This is a genomic window from Streptomyces sp. 378, from assembly GCF_030124145.1.
In the GTDB taxonomy this organism is placed as follows: Bacteria; Actinomycetota; Actinomycetes; order Streptomycetales; family Streptomycetaceae; genus Streptomyces.
Genome location: NZ_JASKMS010000006.1, coordinates 165,451 through 181,078, shown reverse-complemented (window position 1 = coordinate 181,078; position 15,628 = coordinate 165,451). Strand labels below are relative to the sequence as shown.

At 69.8% G+C, this 15,628-nt stretch carries 14 protein-coding genes; 9 read left to right on the top strand and 5 right to left on the bottom strand.

From position 1 onward, the window contains the following. Positions 1-118: 118 nt before the first annotated feature. Positions 119-865, bottom strand: a complete 747-nt coding sequence (locus QNO09_RS11260; protein WP_451522233.1) for a potassium channel family protein — start codon at positions 863-865, stop codon at positions 119-121. A gap of 77 nt (positions 866-942) precedes the next feature. Next, the gene (gene aceE, locus QNO09_RS11255; RefSeq protein ID WP_283969978.1) at positions 943-3,690 is read right to left on the bottom strand and encodes a pyruvate dehydrogenase (acetyl-transferring), homodimeric type; all 2,748 of its coding nucleotides are present in this window, start codon (positions 3,688-3,690) and stop codon (positions 943-945) included. Between the two features lie 429 nt (positions 3,691-4,119). Between aceE and QNO09_RS11250 the strand changes: the two genes are divergently transcribed. The 6 genes from QNO09_RS11250 (at position 4,120) to QNO09_RS11225 (ending at position 8,691) form a co-directional block, all read left to right on the top strand. After that, positions 4,120-4,557, top strand: coding sequence for a DUF3052 domain-containing protein (locus QNO09_RS11250; protein ID WP_062926619.1), 438 nt, complete (start codon positions 4,120-4,122; stop codon positions 4,555-4,557). Between the two features lie 105 nt (positions 4,558-4,662). Beyond that, on the top strand, positions 4,663-5,121 hold the full coding sequence (locus tag QNO09_RS11245; protein WP_283969977.1) for a peroxiredoxin: 459 nt from the start codon (positions 4,663-4,665) through the stop codon (positions 5,119-5,121). Positions 5,122-5,268: 147 nt separating this feature from the next. Beyond that, positions 5,269-5,844, top strand: a complete 576-nt coding sequence (locus tag QNO09_RS11240) for a TerD family protein (protein ID WP_283969976.1) — start codon at positions 5,269-5,271, stop codon at positions 5,842-5,844. Positions 5,845-5,979: 135 nt separating this feature from the next. Beyond that, a complete protein-coding gene (locus QNO09_RS11235; protein ID WP_283969975.1) occupies positions 5,980-6,555 on the top strand; it encodes a TerD family protein in 576 nt (191 codons plus the stop codon). Positions 6,556-6,680: 125 nt separating this feature from the next. Next, the gene (locus QNO09_RS11230; RefSeq protein ID WP_283969974.1) at positions 6,681-7,826 is read left to right on the top strand and encodes a DUF475 domain-containing protein; all 1,146 of its coding nucleotides are present in this window, start codon (positions 6,681-6,683) and stop codon (positions 7,824-7,826) included. Positions 7,827-7,956: 130 nt separating this feature from the next. Continuing rightward, on the top strand, positions 7,957-8,691 hold the full coding sequence (locus QNO09_RS11225) for a TerD family protein (protein WP_283969973.1): 735 nt from the start codon (positions 7,957-7,959) through the stop codon (positions 8,689-8,691). Between the two features lie 69 nt (positions 8,692-8,760). Here QNO09_RS11225 and QNO09_RS11220 read toward each other — a convergent pair whose 3' ends face one another. Then, on the bottom strand, positions 8,761-9,669 hold the full coding sequence (locus tag QNO09_RS11220; RefSeq protein ID WP_283969972.1) for a TerD family protein: 909 nt from the start codon (positions 9,667-9,669) through the stop codon (positions 8,761-8,763). Positions 9,670-9,895: 226 nt separating this feature from the next. On the opposite strand from QNO09_RS11220, the gene QNO09_RS11215 reads away from it, so the two are divergent. The 3 genes from QNO09_RS11215 (at position 9,896) to QNO09_RS11205 (ending at position 14,531) form a co-directional block, all read left to right on the top strand. Further along, positions 9,896-11,062, top strand: coding sequence for an HpcH/HpaI aldolase/citrate lyase family protein (locus QNO09_RS11215; protein ID WP_283969971.1), 1,167 nt, complete (start codon positions 9,896-9,898; stop codon positions 11,060-11,062). 68 nt (positions 11,063-11,130) lie between these two features. Next, entirely contained in the window at positions 11,131-13,722 is a 2,592-nt protein-coding gene (locus QNO09_RS11210; protein ID WP_283969970.1) for a phosphoribosyltransferase, read from the top strand. After that, positions 13,722-14,531 (top strand): HAD family hydrolase, encoded by an 810-nt coding sequence (locus QNO09_RS11205; RefSeq protein WP_283969969.1) that lies wholly within the window; start codon positions 13,722-13,724, stop codon positions 14,529-14,531. The genes QNO09_RS11210 and QNO09_RS11205 overlap by 1 nt, the downstream gene beginning before the upstream one ends. Here the strand turns inward: QNO09_RS11205 and QNO09_RS11200 are convergent. Both QNO09_RS11200 and QNO09_RS11195 read right to left on the bottom strand, forming a co-directional pair. Continuing rightward, on the bottom strand, positions 14,452-15,234 hold the full coding sequence (locus QNO09_RS11200) for a DedA family protein (RefSeq protein ID WP_283969968.1): 783 nt from the start codon (positions 15,232-15,234) through the stop codon (positions 14,452-14,454). The genes QNO09_RS11205 and QNO09_RS11200 overlap by 80 nt on opposite strands. A gap of 56 nt (positions 15,235-15,290) precedes the next feature. Next, positions 15,291-15,503, bottom strand: a complete 213-nt coding sequence (locus tag QNO09_RS11195; RefSeq protein WP_283969967.1) for an FmdB family zinc ribbon protein — start codon at positions 15,501-15,503, stop codon at positions 15,291-15,293. Between the last annotated feature and the right edge of the window lie 125 nt (positions 15,504-15,628).

The window sequence follows — 15,628 nt, the reverse complement described above, 5'->3', positions numbered from 1 at the left end:
AGTGGGTCAAGTCCTCCGCAGGGCATGGAGGACGGACGCTGCGGCGCGCTGCTGGAGGGGGGCAGCGCGCAGGCAGCGGTATCGAAGCCCGCCGACGGGGTACACGCGGGCCCTCCAGTCATTCCACCGGGGTGCCCTTGAGCGCCGCCACCTCCCCGCGCAGCGCCCGCACCTCCTCGGTCAGCTCCCGGATCGCCTCGGTCTGCCGCCGTTCCTCGGCGTCGTCCATCTCGAACCGCGCGATGAACCAGGCGGCGATGTTCGCCGTCACCACACCGAGCAGCGCGATCCCGGACAGCATCAGACCGACCGCCAGGATCCGCCCCAGCCCGGTGGTCGGTGCCATGTCCCCGTACCCCACGGTGGTCATCGTGGTGAACGCCCACCAGACCGCGTCCCCCAGGGTCTGGATGGAGGCACCGGGCTCGTCCCGTTCCACCTCCAGCACGGCCAGCGCACCGAACACGAGCAGTCCCAGGCACGACCCCGCGACGTACGTGGTGACCCGTACCTGCGACGCCAGCCGCGCCCGCTGCCCCGCGAGGAACAGCATCGACACCAGCTTCAGCAGCCGCAGCGGCTGCGCCAGCGGAAGCACCACGGCCAGCAGCGCCAGCGGATTGCCGCGCACGAACCGCAGCCGGTCCTCGGCCAGCCACAGGCGGACCAGATAGTCCGCGGCGAAGGCGGCCCACACCACCCAGTTGGCGACATGGCACGCGGTGAGCACGTCCTGCGAAGCCGTCGGGGACACGATCGGGAAGGCGTAGGCGATCGCGAAGAGCACGGCCATTACCAGCAGTGGGCCCTGGGTGCGCCGCTCCCAACGGGCCAGAGCGGTCGATGCGGTCATCGGGAGCGTCATGGAAGCATCGTAGGAAACGCGTGGGGCGGCACCGCTCAGGGTGCCGCCCCACGGGAACCGCCCGCGACCTCGACGTCCTACGCGTCGCCGCCCGCGGCCCCCGGGTCCGCCGCCGACACGTCGAGCAGCTGGTACCGGTCGATGGCCTGCTTGAGCACGGAGCGGTCGACCTTGCCCTCACGGGCCAGCTCGGTCAGCACCGCCACCACGATCGACTGCGCGTCGATGTGGAAGAACCGCCGGGCCGCGCCCCGCGTGTCCGCGAAGCCGAAGCCGTCCGCACCGAGCGACTGGTACGTCTGGGGCACCCAGCGCGCGATCTGGTCCGGAACCGACCGCATCCAGTCGGAGACGGCCACGACCGGCCCCCGCGCGTCCGCCAGCTTGCGCGTGACGTACGGCACCCGCTGCTCCTCCTCGGGGTGCAGCAGGTTGTGCTGCTCGCAGTCCACGGCCTCGCGCCGCAGCTCGTTCCAGGAGGTCGCCGACCAGACGTCCGCCTTGACGTTCCAGTCCTCGGCCAGCAGCTTCTGCGCCTCGACGGCCCAGGGGAGCGCGACACCGGACGCCAGGATCTGCGCCGGGATCGAGCCGGCCGTGCCCTCGCTGAACCGGTAGAGGCCCTTGAGGATGCCGTCGACGTCGACGTTGTCCGGCTCGGCGGGGTGCTGGATCGGCTCGTTGTAGACGGTCAGGTAGTAGAAGACGTCCTCGCCGTGCGGGTGCTCCTCGGAGGAGCCGTACATCCGGCGCAGACCGTCCTTCACGATGTGCGCGATCTCGAACCCGAACGCGGGGTCGTAGGCCACGCAGCCCGGGTTCGTGGAGGCCAGCAGCTGTGAGTGGCCGTCCGCGTGCTGGAGCCCCTCACCGGTCAGGGTCGTACGGCCGGCGGTCGCGCCCAGGACGAAACCGCGCGCCAGCTGGTCGGCCATCTGCCAGAACTGGTCGCCGGTGCGCTGGAAACCGAACATCGAGTAGAAGACGTACACCGGGATGAGCGGCTCGCCGTGCGTGGCGTACGCCGACCCGGCCGCGATCAGCGACGCCGTGCAGCCGGCCTCCGAGATGCCGTCGTGCAGCATCTGGCCGTTCGGCGCCTCCTTGTAGGCGAGCAGCAGATCGCGGTCCACCGACTCGTACTGCTGGCCGAGCGGGTTGTAGATCTTCGCACTCGGGAAGAACGAGTCCATGCCGAAGGTGCGGTACTCGTCCGGCGCGATCAGCACGAACCGCTTGCCGATCTCCTTGTCCCGCATGAGGTCCTTCAGGAGCCGGACGAAGGCCATCGTCGTCGCGATGGACTGCTGACCCGAGCCCTTCTTCACGGTCGCGTACGTCTTCTCCTCGGGTAGCGCCAGCGGCTTGGAGCGGACCACACGCGTGGGCACGTAACCGCCGAGGCCCTTGCGGCGGTCGTGCATGTACTGGATCTCCTCCGAGTCCCGGCCCGGGTGGTAGTACGGCGGCACGCCGGACTCCAGCTCCTTGTCCGGGATCGGCAGGTGCAGGCGGTCGCGGAAGCGCTTGAGGTCGTCGACCGTCAGCTTCTTCATCTGGTGCGTGGCGTTGCGGCCCTCGAAGTTGGGGCCGAGCGTCCAGCCCTTGATCGTCTTGGCGAGGATCACCGTCGGCTGGCCCTTGTGCTCCACGGCCGCCTTGTACGCCGCGAAGATCTTGCGGTGGTCGTGGCCGCCGCGCCCCAGGTGCAGGATCTGGTCGTCGGTCATGCCCTCGACCATCGCCCGCAGCCGGTGGTCGTCGCCGAAGAAGTGGTCGCGGATATACGCGCCGGTCTCCGTGGCGTACGTCTGGAACTGTCCGTCCGGCGTGGTGTTCATCCTGTTGACCAGCACGCCGTCGCGGTCCTGGGCCAGCAGCGGGTCCCAGGTGCGGTCCCAGACCAGCTTGATCACGTTCCAGCCGGCACCGCGGAAGATCGACTCCAGCTCCTGGATGATCTTCCCGTTGCCGCGCACCGGGCCGTCGAGGCGCTGGAGGTTGCAGTTGACGACGAACGTGAGGTTGTCCAGGCCCTCGCGGGCGGCGATGGAGAGCTGGCCCAGCGACTCCGGCTCGTCCATCTCGCCGTCGCCGAGGAACGCCCAGACGTGCGACTTGGAGGTGTCGGCGATCCCGCGCGCCTCCATGTAGCGGTTCATGCGCGCCTGGTAGATCGCGCCGATCGGGCCCAGGCCCATCGAGACCGTCGGGAATTCCCAGAAGTCCGGCATCGACCGCGGGTGGGGGTACGACGACAGCGCGTGCGGCGCCTTCGACTTCTCCTGGCGGAAGCCGTCCAGGTGCTGCTCGCCGAGCCGGTCCAGCAGGAAGGCGCGGGCGTAGATGCCCGGGGAGGCGTGGCCCTGGAAGAAGACCTGGTCGCCGCCGTCGCCCTCGTCCTTGCCGCGGAAGAAGTGGTTGAAGCCGACGTCGTAGAGCGAGGCGGAGGACGCGAAGGTGGCGATGTGGCCGCCGACGCCGATGCCGGGACGCTGGGCCCGGGAGACCATCACCGCGGCGTTCCAGCGGGTGGCGTTGAGGACCTTGCGCTCGATCTCCTCGTTGCCCGGGAAGAACGGCTCGCTCTTGGTGGGGATGGTGTTGACGTAGTCCGTGCTGCGCATCTCCGGCACGGCCACGCGCTTCTCACGGGCCCTCTCGATCAGCCGCAGCATCAGGTAGCGGGCGCGCTCCCGGCCGCGCTCGTCGACGGCGGCGTCGAGGGAGTCGAGCCACTCCTGCGTCTCTTCGGGATCGAAGTCAGGAACCTGACTCGGAAGGCCGCCAATGATGATCGGGTTGCGATCGGATGCGGAAGCCACGCTGTTCCTTACCTGTCAGAGGGCCGTGCGAGGGCCGCTGTTTCGCTGTCGTCGCTGGGCGTCGTCGCTGGGGGCCGCGCCGTTCCCCATCGTCCCCCTAGGGGCCGTGAATCGTCATCTCTACCGGACGGTAACCCGACGGTGGGATCGACTCCGTCCCGGCTTCGTGACGTATGGGGCGAATACATTCGAGTCTCGTACCCACAGACGATTCCCAAACGCCCAAACAGGGCAGAAAGGTGTGGTGTACGTCACCTCGAGCCATGATGGTGTGCCTGAAGTTGCGGCGACACGGCCAGGATCGTCACCGTTTCGGCGGTCTGAACGGCCGGGTACTTGCGCGATCGGTCCCGCCCGTGTGGACTACGGCCAATGCTTCGCGCACGCGCGTGGCTGAGATATTTCCAAAACATGATCAGGAGGCAACCCGTGAGCGCGACCGCGGACCACGCGGAGGAGCGGACGAACCCTGCCGCCAGGCTGGGGTTCCAGCCCGGGCAGGTGGTCCAGGAGATCGGCTACGACGACGACGTGGACCAGGAGCTCCGCAAGGCCATCGAGGGCATCATCGAGGCCGACCTGGTGGACGAGGACTACGACGACGTGGCCGATGCCGTTGTGCTGTGGTTCCGTGACGACGACGGCGACCTGACGGATGCGCTGGTGGATGCCACCACGTACATCGAAGAGGGCGGCGCGATCCTGCTCCTGACGCCGAAGACCGGCCGTTCGGGGTACGTGGAGCCGAGTGACATCTCGGAAGCCGCCACCACGGCGGGTCTGACGGCGTCCAAGAGCGTCAGCGTCGGCAAGGACTGGAGCGGCAGCCGGCTGGCCACGCCCAAGGCCGCCAAGTCCAAGCGTTAGTCGTACGGCGGGGCGGGCCGGCGCTGTCGGCCCGCCCTCCGGCCTGTGCCGGTGCCTGCGTAGGGTGGTCCCACCCGAGGAGACCAGGAAGGGACACCCACAGCGATGGCGATCCAGGTCGGCGAGAAGGCCCCCGACTTCGAGCTCAAGGACAACCACGGCCGGTCCGTGCGGCTGTCCGACTTCCGGGGCCGCAAGAACGTCGTGCTGCTCTTCTACCCCTTCGCCTTCACCGGTGTGTGCACCGGCGAACTGTGCGAGCTGCGTGACAACCTGCCGCAGTTCTCCGACCGGGACACCGAGCTGCTCGCCGTCTCCAACGACTCCATCCACACCCTGCGCGTCTTCGGCGAGCAGGAGAGCCTGGAGTACCCGCTGCTGTCGGATTTCTGGCCGCACGGCAACGTCTCGCGGGCCTACGGCGTCTTCGACGAGGGCAAGGGCTGCGCCGTGCGCGGCACCTTCGTCATCGACAAGGAGGGCGTCGTGCGGTGGACCGTCGTCAACGGCCTGCCGGACGCGCGCGACCTGAACGACTACGTGAAGGCGCTCGACTCCCTGTGACGCCGGTCGGGCGGCAAGCGCTCGACACCCGCCGAATTGTCGGCCTTAGGGCCTGGGTGCGGCGGGAACCCGTCACTAGGATCGACTCGTTGATCCGACATCCGAGCACAACGGGGCATCCCGCCCCTGGACACCAATGGAGGACTCGTGGGAGTCAGCCTCAGCAAGGGCGGCAACGTATCGCTGAGCAAGGAGGCGCCGGGCCTGACCGCGGTCATCATCGGTCTGGGGTGGGACGTCCGCACCACGACCGGCACGGACTTCGACCTGGACGCCAGCGCGCTGCTGCTGAACAACTCCGGCAAGGTCGGCAACGACCAGCACTTCATCTTCTTCAACAACCTCAAGAGCCCGGACGGCTCCGTCGAGCACACCGGCGACAACATCACCGGTGAGGGCGAGGGCGACGACGAGCAGATCAAGATCGACCTCGCCGGCGTCCCGGCCGACATCGAGAAGATCGTCTTCCCGGTGTCCATCTACGACGCCGAGACCCGCCAGCAGTCCTTCGGCCAGGTGCGCAACGCGTTCATCCGCGTCGTGAACCAGGCCGGCGGCGCCGAGATCGCCCGGTACGACCTGAGCGAGGACGCCTCCACCGAGACCGCCATGGTCTTCGGCGAGCTCTACCGGCACGGCGCGGAGTGGAAGTTCCGCGCCATCGGCCAGGGCTACGCCTCGGGCCTGCGCGGCATCGCGCAGGACTTCGGTGTGAACGTCTGAAGCGCCTGACGGGCCCTGACGACCGGGCCCCGAGGTCTTCTTGTCCGGCGCCGCACGGTTTACGTGCGGCGCCGGACGTGCAGGACCACCTCAGTAACACCACCGGGCCGGTGGCCCAAGGGGAGGGACAGCATCATGGGCGTCACGCTCGCCAAGGGGGGCAACGTCTCCCTGTCCAAGGCCGCACCCGACCTCACTCAGGTGATGGTCGGACTCGGCTGGGACGCGCGCTCCACCACCGGAGCGCCCTTCGACCTCGACGCAAGTGCCCTGATGTGCGACAGCGGGCGGGTGCTCGGGGACGAGTGGTTCGTCTTCTACAACCAGCTCAAGAGCCCGGACGGCTCGGTCGAGCACACCGGTGACAACCTCACCGGCGAGGGCGACGGCGACGACGAGTCGCTCCTGATCGACCTCTCCAAGGTCCCGCCGCAGTGCGACAAGATCGTGTTTCCCGTCTCCATCCACATGGCCGACGAGCGCGGACAGACCTTCGGCCAGGTCAGCAACGCCTTCATCCGCGTGGTGAACCAGGCCGACGGCCAGGAACTCGCCCGCTACGACCTCAGCGAGGACGCCTCCACGGAGACCGCGATGATCTTCGGCGAGCTCTACCGGTACCAGGGCGAGTGGAAGTTCAGGGCCGTGGGGCAGGGGTACGCGTCGGGCCTGCGGGGCATCGCGCTGGACTTCGGGGTCAACGTCTCATAACGCGTTATGAGCAAAACCCAGGGGCCAGTGGGGCGCGAAGGGGTCCCGACTAGACTTCGGCTTCAAAAGTTCGTAAAGCCGGGTACGGCGCGGGGGAGCCCCGTACACACACGATTGGGTAGCCAGTGGTTCTGAAAACCTTCGGGTGGTCGTTCGCGGTCACCGCGCTCGGCCTGGTCGCAGCGATCTTCTACGGAGGGTGGACCGCGTTCGGCGTCGTTGCGATCCTGTCCATCCTCGAGATCTCGCTGTCCTTCGACAACGCCGTGGTCAACGCCGGAATCCTGAAGAAGATGAGTGCCTTCTGGCAGAAGATCTTCCTCACGATCGGCATCCTGATCGCCGTCTTCGGTATGCGGCTCGTCTTCCCTGTCGTGATCGTCGCGGTCAGCGCCCAGCTCGGGCCGATCGAGGCCGTCGATCTCGCGCTCACCGACAAGGACCAGTACCAGCAGTACGTCACCGACGCCCACCCGGCGATCGCCGCGTTCGGTGGCATGTTCCTGTTGATGATCTTCCTCGACTTCATCTTCGAGGACCGGGACATCAAGTGGCTCGGCTGGCTGGAGCGCCCGCTGGCCAAGCTCGGCAAGGTCGACATGCTGTCGGTCTGCGTCGCGCTGATCGTCCTGCTGATCTCGGCCATGACCTTCGCGACCCAGGCCCACCAGCACGGCGGTACCCACGTCGACAAGGCGGAGACCGTTCTGCTCTCCGGCATCGGCGGTCTGATCACGTACATGATCGTCGGTGGCCTGTCCGGCTACTTCGAGGACAAGCTCGAAGAGGAGGAGGAGCGCGAGCACGAGGCCGAGGAGCAGGCCGCGCGCGAGGGCAAGCCCAAGTCCGCGATGGTCGTGGCGGGCAAGGCCGCGTTCTTCCTGTTCCTCTACCTCGAGGTCCTGGACGCGTCGTTCTCCTTCGACGGCGTGATCGGCGCCTTCGCCATCACCAACGACATCGTCCTGATGGCCCTCGGCCTCGGCATCGGCGCCATGTACGTCCGGTCGCTCACGGTCTACCTGGTCCGCCAGGGCACCCTCGACGACTACGTCTACCTGGAGCACGGCGCCCACTACGCCATCGGCGCGCTCGCCGCGATCCTGCTCATCACCATCCGCTACGAGATCAACGAGATCGTCACCGGCCTCATCGGCGTCGTCCTGATCGGCGCCTCCTTCTGGTCCTCCGTCCGCCGCAACCGCGCCATCGCCGCGGCCGAGGGAGACTCCGGCTCCGACTCGAAGACTGAGGTCTCGTCCGGGGTGTGACACCCCTCCGGGTGAGGAACGCTCTGTGCGGGGCGGCCACCGAGGCGAGTCCTCGGCGGCCGTCCCGTCGGTCGTCAAGGGCCGCGGGTACGGCGACGACCCGCGGTCTCCACGTGAACATGGGGGCGGAATGGGCCTGTTCGACGGACTCCGGCGCGGTGACACGCCGTTCGACTCGGGCGACGCGTCGACCAACGCGATCGAGCTGACCAAGCGGCGCGCGCAGATATCACTCAGCAAACAGGGCGCGGCCACCGGCCATCTGCGCGTCAACCTCAGCTGGCGGATGCGCACCTCCGACATCGGCGGCAACCAGCGCGAGAGCCTGCTGCGCCATCCCTTCCGGGCGCTCAAACCCCCCGAGGTCGTCGGCCACAGCCAGAGCATGGTCAACGTCGACCTCGACCTCGGCTGCCTCTACGAACTCCAGGACGGCAGCAAGGGCGTCGTCCAGCCCCTCGGCGGCTACTTCGGCGACGTCAACGCCGCGCCCTACGTCAAGCTCAGCGGCGACGACCGCTTCGGCTCCGCGTCCGGCGAGACGATGTACATCAACCTCGACCACCGTGACCAGATCAAGCGGCTGCTGGTGTTCGTCTACATCTACGACCAGACACCCGCCTTCGACCGCGCACAGGCCATCGTCACCCTCTACCCGAGCAACGGACCCCGCATCGAGATCCACCTCGACGAACGTCAGCCCCAGGCACGCTCCTGCGCCGTCGTCATGATCGAGAAGGTGAAGGACGAGATCGTCGTCCGCCGCGAGGCGAAGTTCGTCTACGGCTTCCAGGCCGAACTCGACCGGCTGTACGGGTGGGGGCTGCAGTGGGGCCGGGGCTACAAGAGCAAGGTCGATCGCTGACCCCGAGGCCCCGGCCGACGCCGCAGGGCCCGCCTTCCGGGCGGACGACGCGACGTCGCGGACGGCGCCCTAGCGTCCGGCGAACTGCGGGCCCTGCGGGGGCAGGGTGAAGTCAGGGTCGGGGGACGCCGTGACCGGCGGCGGGTAGCCGTAGCCGCTCTGCGCCCCCGCCGCACCCGCCCCGGCAGGGGCCTGGGGGTAGCCGTACGTGGGGCGGCCGGTGGACTGCGGGTAGCCGTACGCCGGCTGGGTCGCCGGCGGCTGCTGGGGATACCCGTAGGCGGGCTGCGCGGGCACTCCGGGGGCGGGCTGCTCCGGGGGCAGCGGCGGGGAGGCCTCGGGGGGCTGCTGCGCGGGACCGGCGGTCGTCTGCTGCGCGGGCGTGTTCGTGGTGGGCGGCGCGGGGACCGTCGTGGTCGGCTCCTCGGCCGCCTCCGACTCGTCCACCGAGATGCCGAAGTCCGTCGCGAGCCCCTTCAGCCCGTTCGAATAGCCCTCGCCCAGCGCCCGGAACTTCCAGCCCTCGCCGCGCCGGTACAGCTCCCCGCAGATCAGCGCGGTCTCCTGGCCCGTCTCCGGCTTGACGTCGAAATACGCCAGCGCCTCGGCGTCGGAGCCCGCCGCGTCGTACAGCAGGATGCGCAGCGCCTGTACGCGGTCGAACGTCACGCCGTCCGCCGATGCGACCAGCAGAATCCGGCTGACTTCCTGCTCGACACCGGTGAGTTCCGTCTGGATCGTGTCGGTCAGGCCCTCGGCGTCCCGCTTCTTGCCGAGCCGCCACACCTTCCCGGCCGGGTGCCGGGGCTGGTTGTAGAAGACGAAGTCCTCGTCGGAGCGCACACGACCGTCGGGGCCGAGGAGCAGCGCGGAGGCGTCGACGTCCGGAACCCCCTGCCCGGGTGTCCAGCGCAGCACGGCGCGCACCGTGGTGGCTTCCAGCGGGACGTTCGACCCCTTCAGCATCGCGTGCGTCATGCGGTCATCCTGCCCTCTCGGTCCTGCTCACGACAACGCGGGCGACGGTCGCGAGCGGCGCCGACCGCCGTTGCGGACTACCGTGGTGATGGCCGGGTACTGGCTGTGATGGCCCGCGTTACCTGAAATTCATGCCTGATGGGAACCTCCGACATGGACTTCTACGTACTATTACCGGCCAGATGTCGTCGATTCGCAGGTCGCACAACCACCACGGGGGAGTTCCATGCGTCACTTCGGGCACATCGCCCCTGAGGTGCGGAAGCGTCTCTTCTACCGCGAGCCGTGCCCGTTCACCGCGGACTCCCCGGCCCGGCTGCTCTCGGCCGCCCTGGGCGCCACGCTCTACAGCCCGGCCACCCGGCCGCGTCTGGCCGACGACATCCTCAAGCAGGCCGGTCGCGGCGTGGTCTCGATGGTGCTGTGCCTGGAGGACTCGATCGACGACGCCGACGTCGGCCCCGGCGAGGAGAACCTCGTCCGCCAGTTCGCGGCCCTCGACGACCTCCCGGACGCCGACCTGCCGCTGCTGTTCATCCGGGTCCGCGCCCCCGGGCAGATACCCGACCTCGTACGACGCTTCGGGCCCGCCGCGCGGCTGCTGTCCGGGTTCGTCCTGCCCAAGTTCACCGAGGAACGCGGCATGCCCTTCCTCGAAGCCCTGGTCGCCGCCGAGGCCGAAAGCGGCCGTCGCCTTTTCGCCATGCCCGTGCTGGAGTCCCCGGAGCTGCTGTACCGCGAATCCCGCGTGGAGACCCTGGAAGGCATCTCCCGGGCGATCGACAAGTACCGCGAGCGCGTGCTGGCCCTGCGCCTGGGAGTGACGGACTTCTGCTCTTCCTACGGACTGCGCAGAGGCCCCGACATGACAGCCTACGACGTGCAGATCGTCGCCTCCGTCATCGAGGACGTGGTGAACATGCTGGGCCGCGCCGACGGGACCGGCTTCACCGTGACCGGGCCGGTGTGGGAGTACTTCCGGGTCCAGGAGCGCATGTTCAAGCCGTTGCTGCGCCAGAGCCCCTTCCTGGAGGTGCAGGCCGCGGAACTGCGCGAGAAGCTGATCGAGCACGCCATGGACGGCCTGCTGAGGGAGATCTCCCTGGACCAGGCCAACGGCCTGCTGGGCAAGACCTGCATCCACCCCTCGCATGTCCTGCCGGTGCACGCCCTGTCGGTCGTCAGCCACGAGGAGTTCTCCGACGCCCAGGACATCCTGCGCCCCGAGCGCGGCGGCGGGGGTGTGATGAGGTCGGCCTACACGAACAAGATGAACGAGGTGAAGCCGCACCGGGCCTGGGCCGAGCGGACCCTGCTGCGGGCCGAGGTCTTCGGCGTGGCGAACCAGGACATCGGCTTCGTGGAACTGCTGGCGGCGGGATTGCCGGGCTGACGTCACGACGCAAGGGATGCACGGGGTGGACAGAGAAGACCGAGAAGGCGGAGAAGGCGGAGAAGGCAGTGAACCAGGGGGAGCACCATGAGGTGCGCGACGAGGCCGACCGCGTCTGGTCCGGCAGCTGGGTCGCCGAGAGGCTCGGCGTCGAGCTCGTCGGCGACGACCGGCTGACCGGCCTGCTGGGGCTGGCGCTGCGCCGCAACCCCAAGCGGGCCCACCTGCTGGTGTCGAACGTGCTGGGCAAACACGTGCCGCAGTCGCCGTCCGTCGTGTACGACCACGGGTTCGAGCTCGGCCGCCGGGTACGTGACCTGCTGGGCGCCGACGAGGCCCGCAGGGCCGTCGTCCTCGGCTACGCGGAGACCGCGACCGGCCTCGGCCACTCCGTGGCCGACGGGCTGGGCCCCGCCCCCTACCTGCACTCCACCCGCCGCCCGGTCGACGGTCTCACCCCGGCCGGCGGCTTCGAGGAGTCCCACTCCCACGCGACCTCGCACCTGCTGCTGCCCGAGGACCCCACGCTGCTCACCGGCGACGGGCCGCTGGTCCTGGTCGACGACGAGTTCTCCACCGGCAACACGGTGCTGAACACCGTCCGGGATCTGCACGAGCGGTATCCGCGGCGGCGGTACGTCGTGGTGGCGCTGGTGGACATGCGGTCCGCGGCCGATGCCGGCCGGCTGGAGGAGTTCGCCCGCGAGATCGGTGCCCGCGTCGACCTGGTCACGGCGGCTTCGGGGACCGTACGGCTGCCCGAGGGGGTGCTGGAGAAGGGGCAGGAGCTGGTGGCCCGGTACGAGCCGGAGAGCGCGGCGCGGGACTCGTCGGCGGGTGCGGCACCGTCGTGGCCGGTCGGGCAGTCCCCGGCGCACCCCGGGCAACGCCCTCGAGGGGCGCGGGGAACCGCGCGATCAGCCCTCACCGGCCCGCACCCGGACGGCGACGGTACCGACCCCCACGTCACCCGCGTGGACCTGCGCTGGCCCGCCGACCTGCCGGACGGCGGCCGGCACGGGTTCACCCCCGCGCATCGCGAGCGCCTTGAGGACGCCCTCCCCGCGATGGCCCGCCGCCTGGCGGACGCGCTGCCCGCCGACGCACGCCGCGTGCACGTCCTCGGCTTCGAAGAGCTGATGTACGCCCCCCTCCGGCTCGCCCGCGAGCTGGAGCGGACCACCGACGTCGAGGTCCGCTACTCCACCACCACCCGCTCGCCCGTCCTCGCGGTCGACGACCCCGGCTACGCGATACGCACCCGCCTGGTCTTCCCCGCCCACGACAACCCCGCCGACGGCTCCGGCGAGCGATACGCGTACAACATCGCCGGCGCCGGCTTCGACGCCGTCGTCGCCGTCGTCGACTCGGCCGCCGACACCCCCCGGCTGCACGCGCCGGACGGCCTGCTGGCCCGGCTCGCCGCGCACACCCCGCAGGTCCTCCTCGCCGTCGTACCGTCGTACGCCCCCGAGGCCCCGCACGCCCCCGAAAGGCCCTCCATGCTGCCCGAGCCCCTCCGCGGCCCCGCCTTCTCCTCGTACGCCCCCGAGGAGGTCGGCTGGCTGCTCCAGGACCTCTCGGACGTGACGCTGGAGGCGCCGACCGAGGAGCGCGAGGAGGCGATCCAGAGCGGCGGTGCCCACTACGCGGAGTCACTGCCCGTGGAGTACCAGCCGAGCGAGCAGTACCAGGAGCTGTTCCACGCCGCCCTGGACACCTCGGCGGCCCGTATCGCCCAGGCGGTCGGCGTGGTCACGGAGACGGTCCTCGCCGAGCGGTCCCCGCGTCCGGTCCTGGTCTCCCTGGCCCGCGCGGGCACCCCCGTCGGCGTCCTCATGCGCCGCTGGGCGCAGCACCGGCACGGCCTCGACCTGCCGCACTACGCCGTGTCGATCGTCCGCGGCCGCGGCATCGACGCCAACGCGCTGCGCTGGCTCGCCGGGCACCACGACCCGCGGGACGTCGTCTTCGTCGACGGCTGGACCGGAAAGGGCGCCATCACCCGCGAACTCGCCCAGGCACTGGAGGAGTTCGAGAAGACCGACGGCATCGGCGGCTTCAGCCCCGAGATCGCCGTCCTGGCCGACCCGGGCTCCTGCGTACGCACCTACGGCACCCGAGAGGACTTCCTCATCCCCTCGGCCTGCCTTAACTCCACCGTCTCCGGCCTGATCTCGCGGACCGTGCTGCGCGCGGACCTGGTGGGCCCGCACGACTTCCACGGCGCGAAGTTCTACCGCGAACTCGCCGGCACCGACGTCTCGGTGACCTTCCTGGACGCCGTGTCCGCCCGCTTCCCCGAGGTCACGGACGCGGCCTGCGCCCAGGCCAAGGACCTGCTCGCGACCGACCGCTCGCCCACCTGGGAGGGCTGGGCCGCGGTGGAGCGCATCAGCGAGGAGTACGGCATCCACGACGTGAACCTCGTCAAGCCCGGCGTCGGCGAGACCACCCGGGTCATGCTGCGCCGCGTGCCCTGGAAGGTCCTGGCGCGTGCCGGTGCGGGCAGCGACCTCGACCATGTGCGCCTGCTGGCCGAGCAGCGCGGCGTGCCCGTCGAGGAGATCGACGCACTGCCCTACACCTGCGTCGGCCTCATCCACCCCAAGTACACCCGGGGCGCGACCGGCGCCGACGGCAAGGCGGTGACCCTCTGATGCCCGCACTCGTCGCGAGCGACCTCGACCGCACCCTGATCTACTCGTCCGCCGCTCTCGCGCTGACCATGCCGGACGCGCGGGCACCCCGGTTGCTCTGTGTGGAGGTGCACGAGAGCAAGCCGTTGTCGTACATGACGGAGACGGCGGCCCAGCTCCTCACCGACCTGGGCGACGCGGCCGTGTTCGTGCCGACGACGACCCGGACGCGCAAGCAGTACCAGCGCATCAACCTGCCGGGTCCCCAGCCCACGTACGCCATCTGCGCCAACGGCGGCCACCTCCTGGTGGACGGCGTCTCCGACCCCGACTGGCACGCCCGGGTCACCGCCCGGCTGGCCGACCAGTGCGCGCCCCTGGCGGAGGTGCAGGAACACCTGCTGCGCGCCGCCGACCCGGTGTGGGTGCGCAAGCACCGCGTCGCCGACGACCTGTTCGCCTACCTCGTCGTCGAGCGGGAGCTGCTCGACGAGGACTGGGTGAAGGAACTGGGGGTGTGGGCGGAGAACCGCGGCTGGACGGTGTCCCTCCAGGGCCGCAAGATCTACGCCGTCCCCAAGCCGCTCACCAAGAGCGCGGCGATGCGCGAGGTCGCTCGCCGGACCGGCGCCGAGCTCACCCTCGCCGCCGGCGACTCCCTGCTCGACGCCGACCTGCTCCTCGCGGCCGACCGGGGCTGGCGCCCCGGCCACGGTGAGCTGGCCGACACCGGCTGGACGGCTCCCGCGCTCAGGGCGCTTCCCGAGCGGGGCGTTCTGGCCGGGGAGCGGATCCTGCGGGAGCTTCTGGGGGCAGTGCGGGGAGCCTGAGCACCCGGGTGTCCTGGTCGTCGTACGGGTGCGGCCTCGTCGTGGCCGATCGCGCGGTTGCCCGTGCCCCTTCGGGGCGCTTGGTCTTGGGGCGTTGCAGGAGCCGGGCTCCGGCGAAGACCACCACCGCCAGCGCCGCCACGGCCAGGACCACCTTGGAGTAGGCCGAGACGATGCCCGACACCTGGTGCCAGTTGGCGCCGAGGAAGTAGCCCGCGAGCACGAACACCGTGTTCCAGATCGCGCTGCCCAGGGTGGTCAGCCCCAGGAACACCGGCAGACGCATGCGCTCCACGCCCGCCGGCACGGAGATCAGGCTGCGGAAGATCGGGATCATCCGGCCGAAGAACACGGCCTTGGTGCCGTGCTTCAGGAACCACGCTTCGGTCTTCTCGATGTCCGAGACCTTCACCAGCGGCAGCCGGGACGCGATCGCCACCGTCCGGTCACGGCCGAGCAGCGCACCGACCCCGTACAGGGCGAGCGCGCCGATCACCGAGCCCGCCGTCGTCCACAGCAGGACCGCGAGCAGGCTCATGCGGCCGCTGCTCGCGGCGAACCCGGCGAGGGGCAGGATCACCTCGCTGGGCAGCGGCGGGAACAGGTTCTCCAGGGCGATGGCGAGACCGGCACCCGGCGCGCCCAGCGCGTCCATCAGGTCGTTGACCCATTGCGGTCCGGCGTCCGCTGCGATGGCTGTCATGCCACCACGCTAGGAAACCGAAGCTGAAGAACTCCTGAGGAAACCGAGGAGGGGCGTCAGCCGCAGCAGCCGCCACCGCAGCAGCCGCCACCGCCACCCGAGCCGGGTGCCGGGGCGGAGGCCGAGCCGCCGACCGCGACCGTGGAGAGGAGCTTCACCGTGTCGTCGTGACCGGAGGGGCAGGCCGCGGGGTCGGAGGACTCCGCCATGGGACGGCTGAGTTCGAAGGTGTCGCCGCAGGTCCGGCAGCGGTACTCGTAGCGAGGCATGGGGACAGAGTAATCCGCACCGACGGAAGTCACGCTCTTTGAGATCACTCCTGCCGTACCGGTGTGGAGGAACTGTAAAAGCCGCTGATAGCTTTTCGAATGCCGCGAGGAGCCGTACAAGCGGG

Coding starts and splice junctions, on each gene's coding strand:
- QNO09_RS11200 (WP_283969968.1), bottom strand. CDS start 15,234: ATGACAGCCATCGCAGCGGACGCCGGACCGCAATGGGTCAACGACCTG.
- QNO09_RS11220 (WP_283969972.1), bottom strand. CDS start 9,669: ATGACGCACGCGATGCTGAAGGGGTCGAACGTCCCGCTGGAAGCCACC.
- QNO09_RS11260 (WP_451522233.1), bottom strand. CDS start 865: ATGACGCTCCCGATGACCGCATCGACCGCTCTGGCCCGTTGGGAGCGG.
- QNO09_RS11245 (WP_283969977.1), top strand. CDS start 4,663: ATGGCGATCCAGGTCGGCGAGAAGGCCCCCGACTTCGAGCTCAAGGAC.
- QNO09_RS11235 (WP_283969975.1), top strand. CDS start 5,980: ATGGGCGTCACGCTCGCCAAGGGGGGCAACGTCTCCCTGTCCAAGGCC.
- QNO09_RS11225 (WP_283969973.1), top strand. CDS start 7,957: ATGGGCCTGTTCGACGGACTCCGGCGCGGTGACACGCCGTTCGACTCG.
- QNO09_RS11205 (WP_283969969.1), top strand. CDS start 13,722: ATGCCCGCACTCGTCGCGAGCGACCTCGACCGCACCCTGATCTACTCG.
- QNO09_RS11195 (WP_283969967.1), bottom strand. CDS start 15,503: ATGCCTCGCTACGAGTACCGCTGCCGGACCTGCGGCGACACCTTCGAA.
- QNO09_RS11215 (WP_283969971.1), top strand. CDS start 9,896: ATGCGTCACTTCGGGCACATCGCCCCTGAGGTGCGGAAGCGTCTCTTC.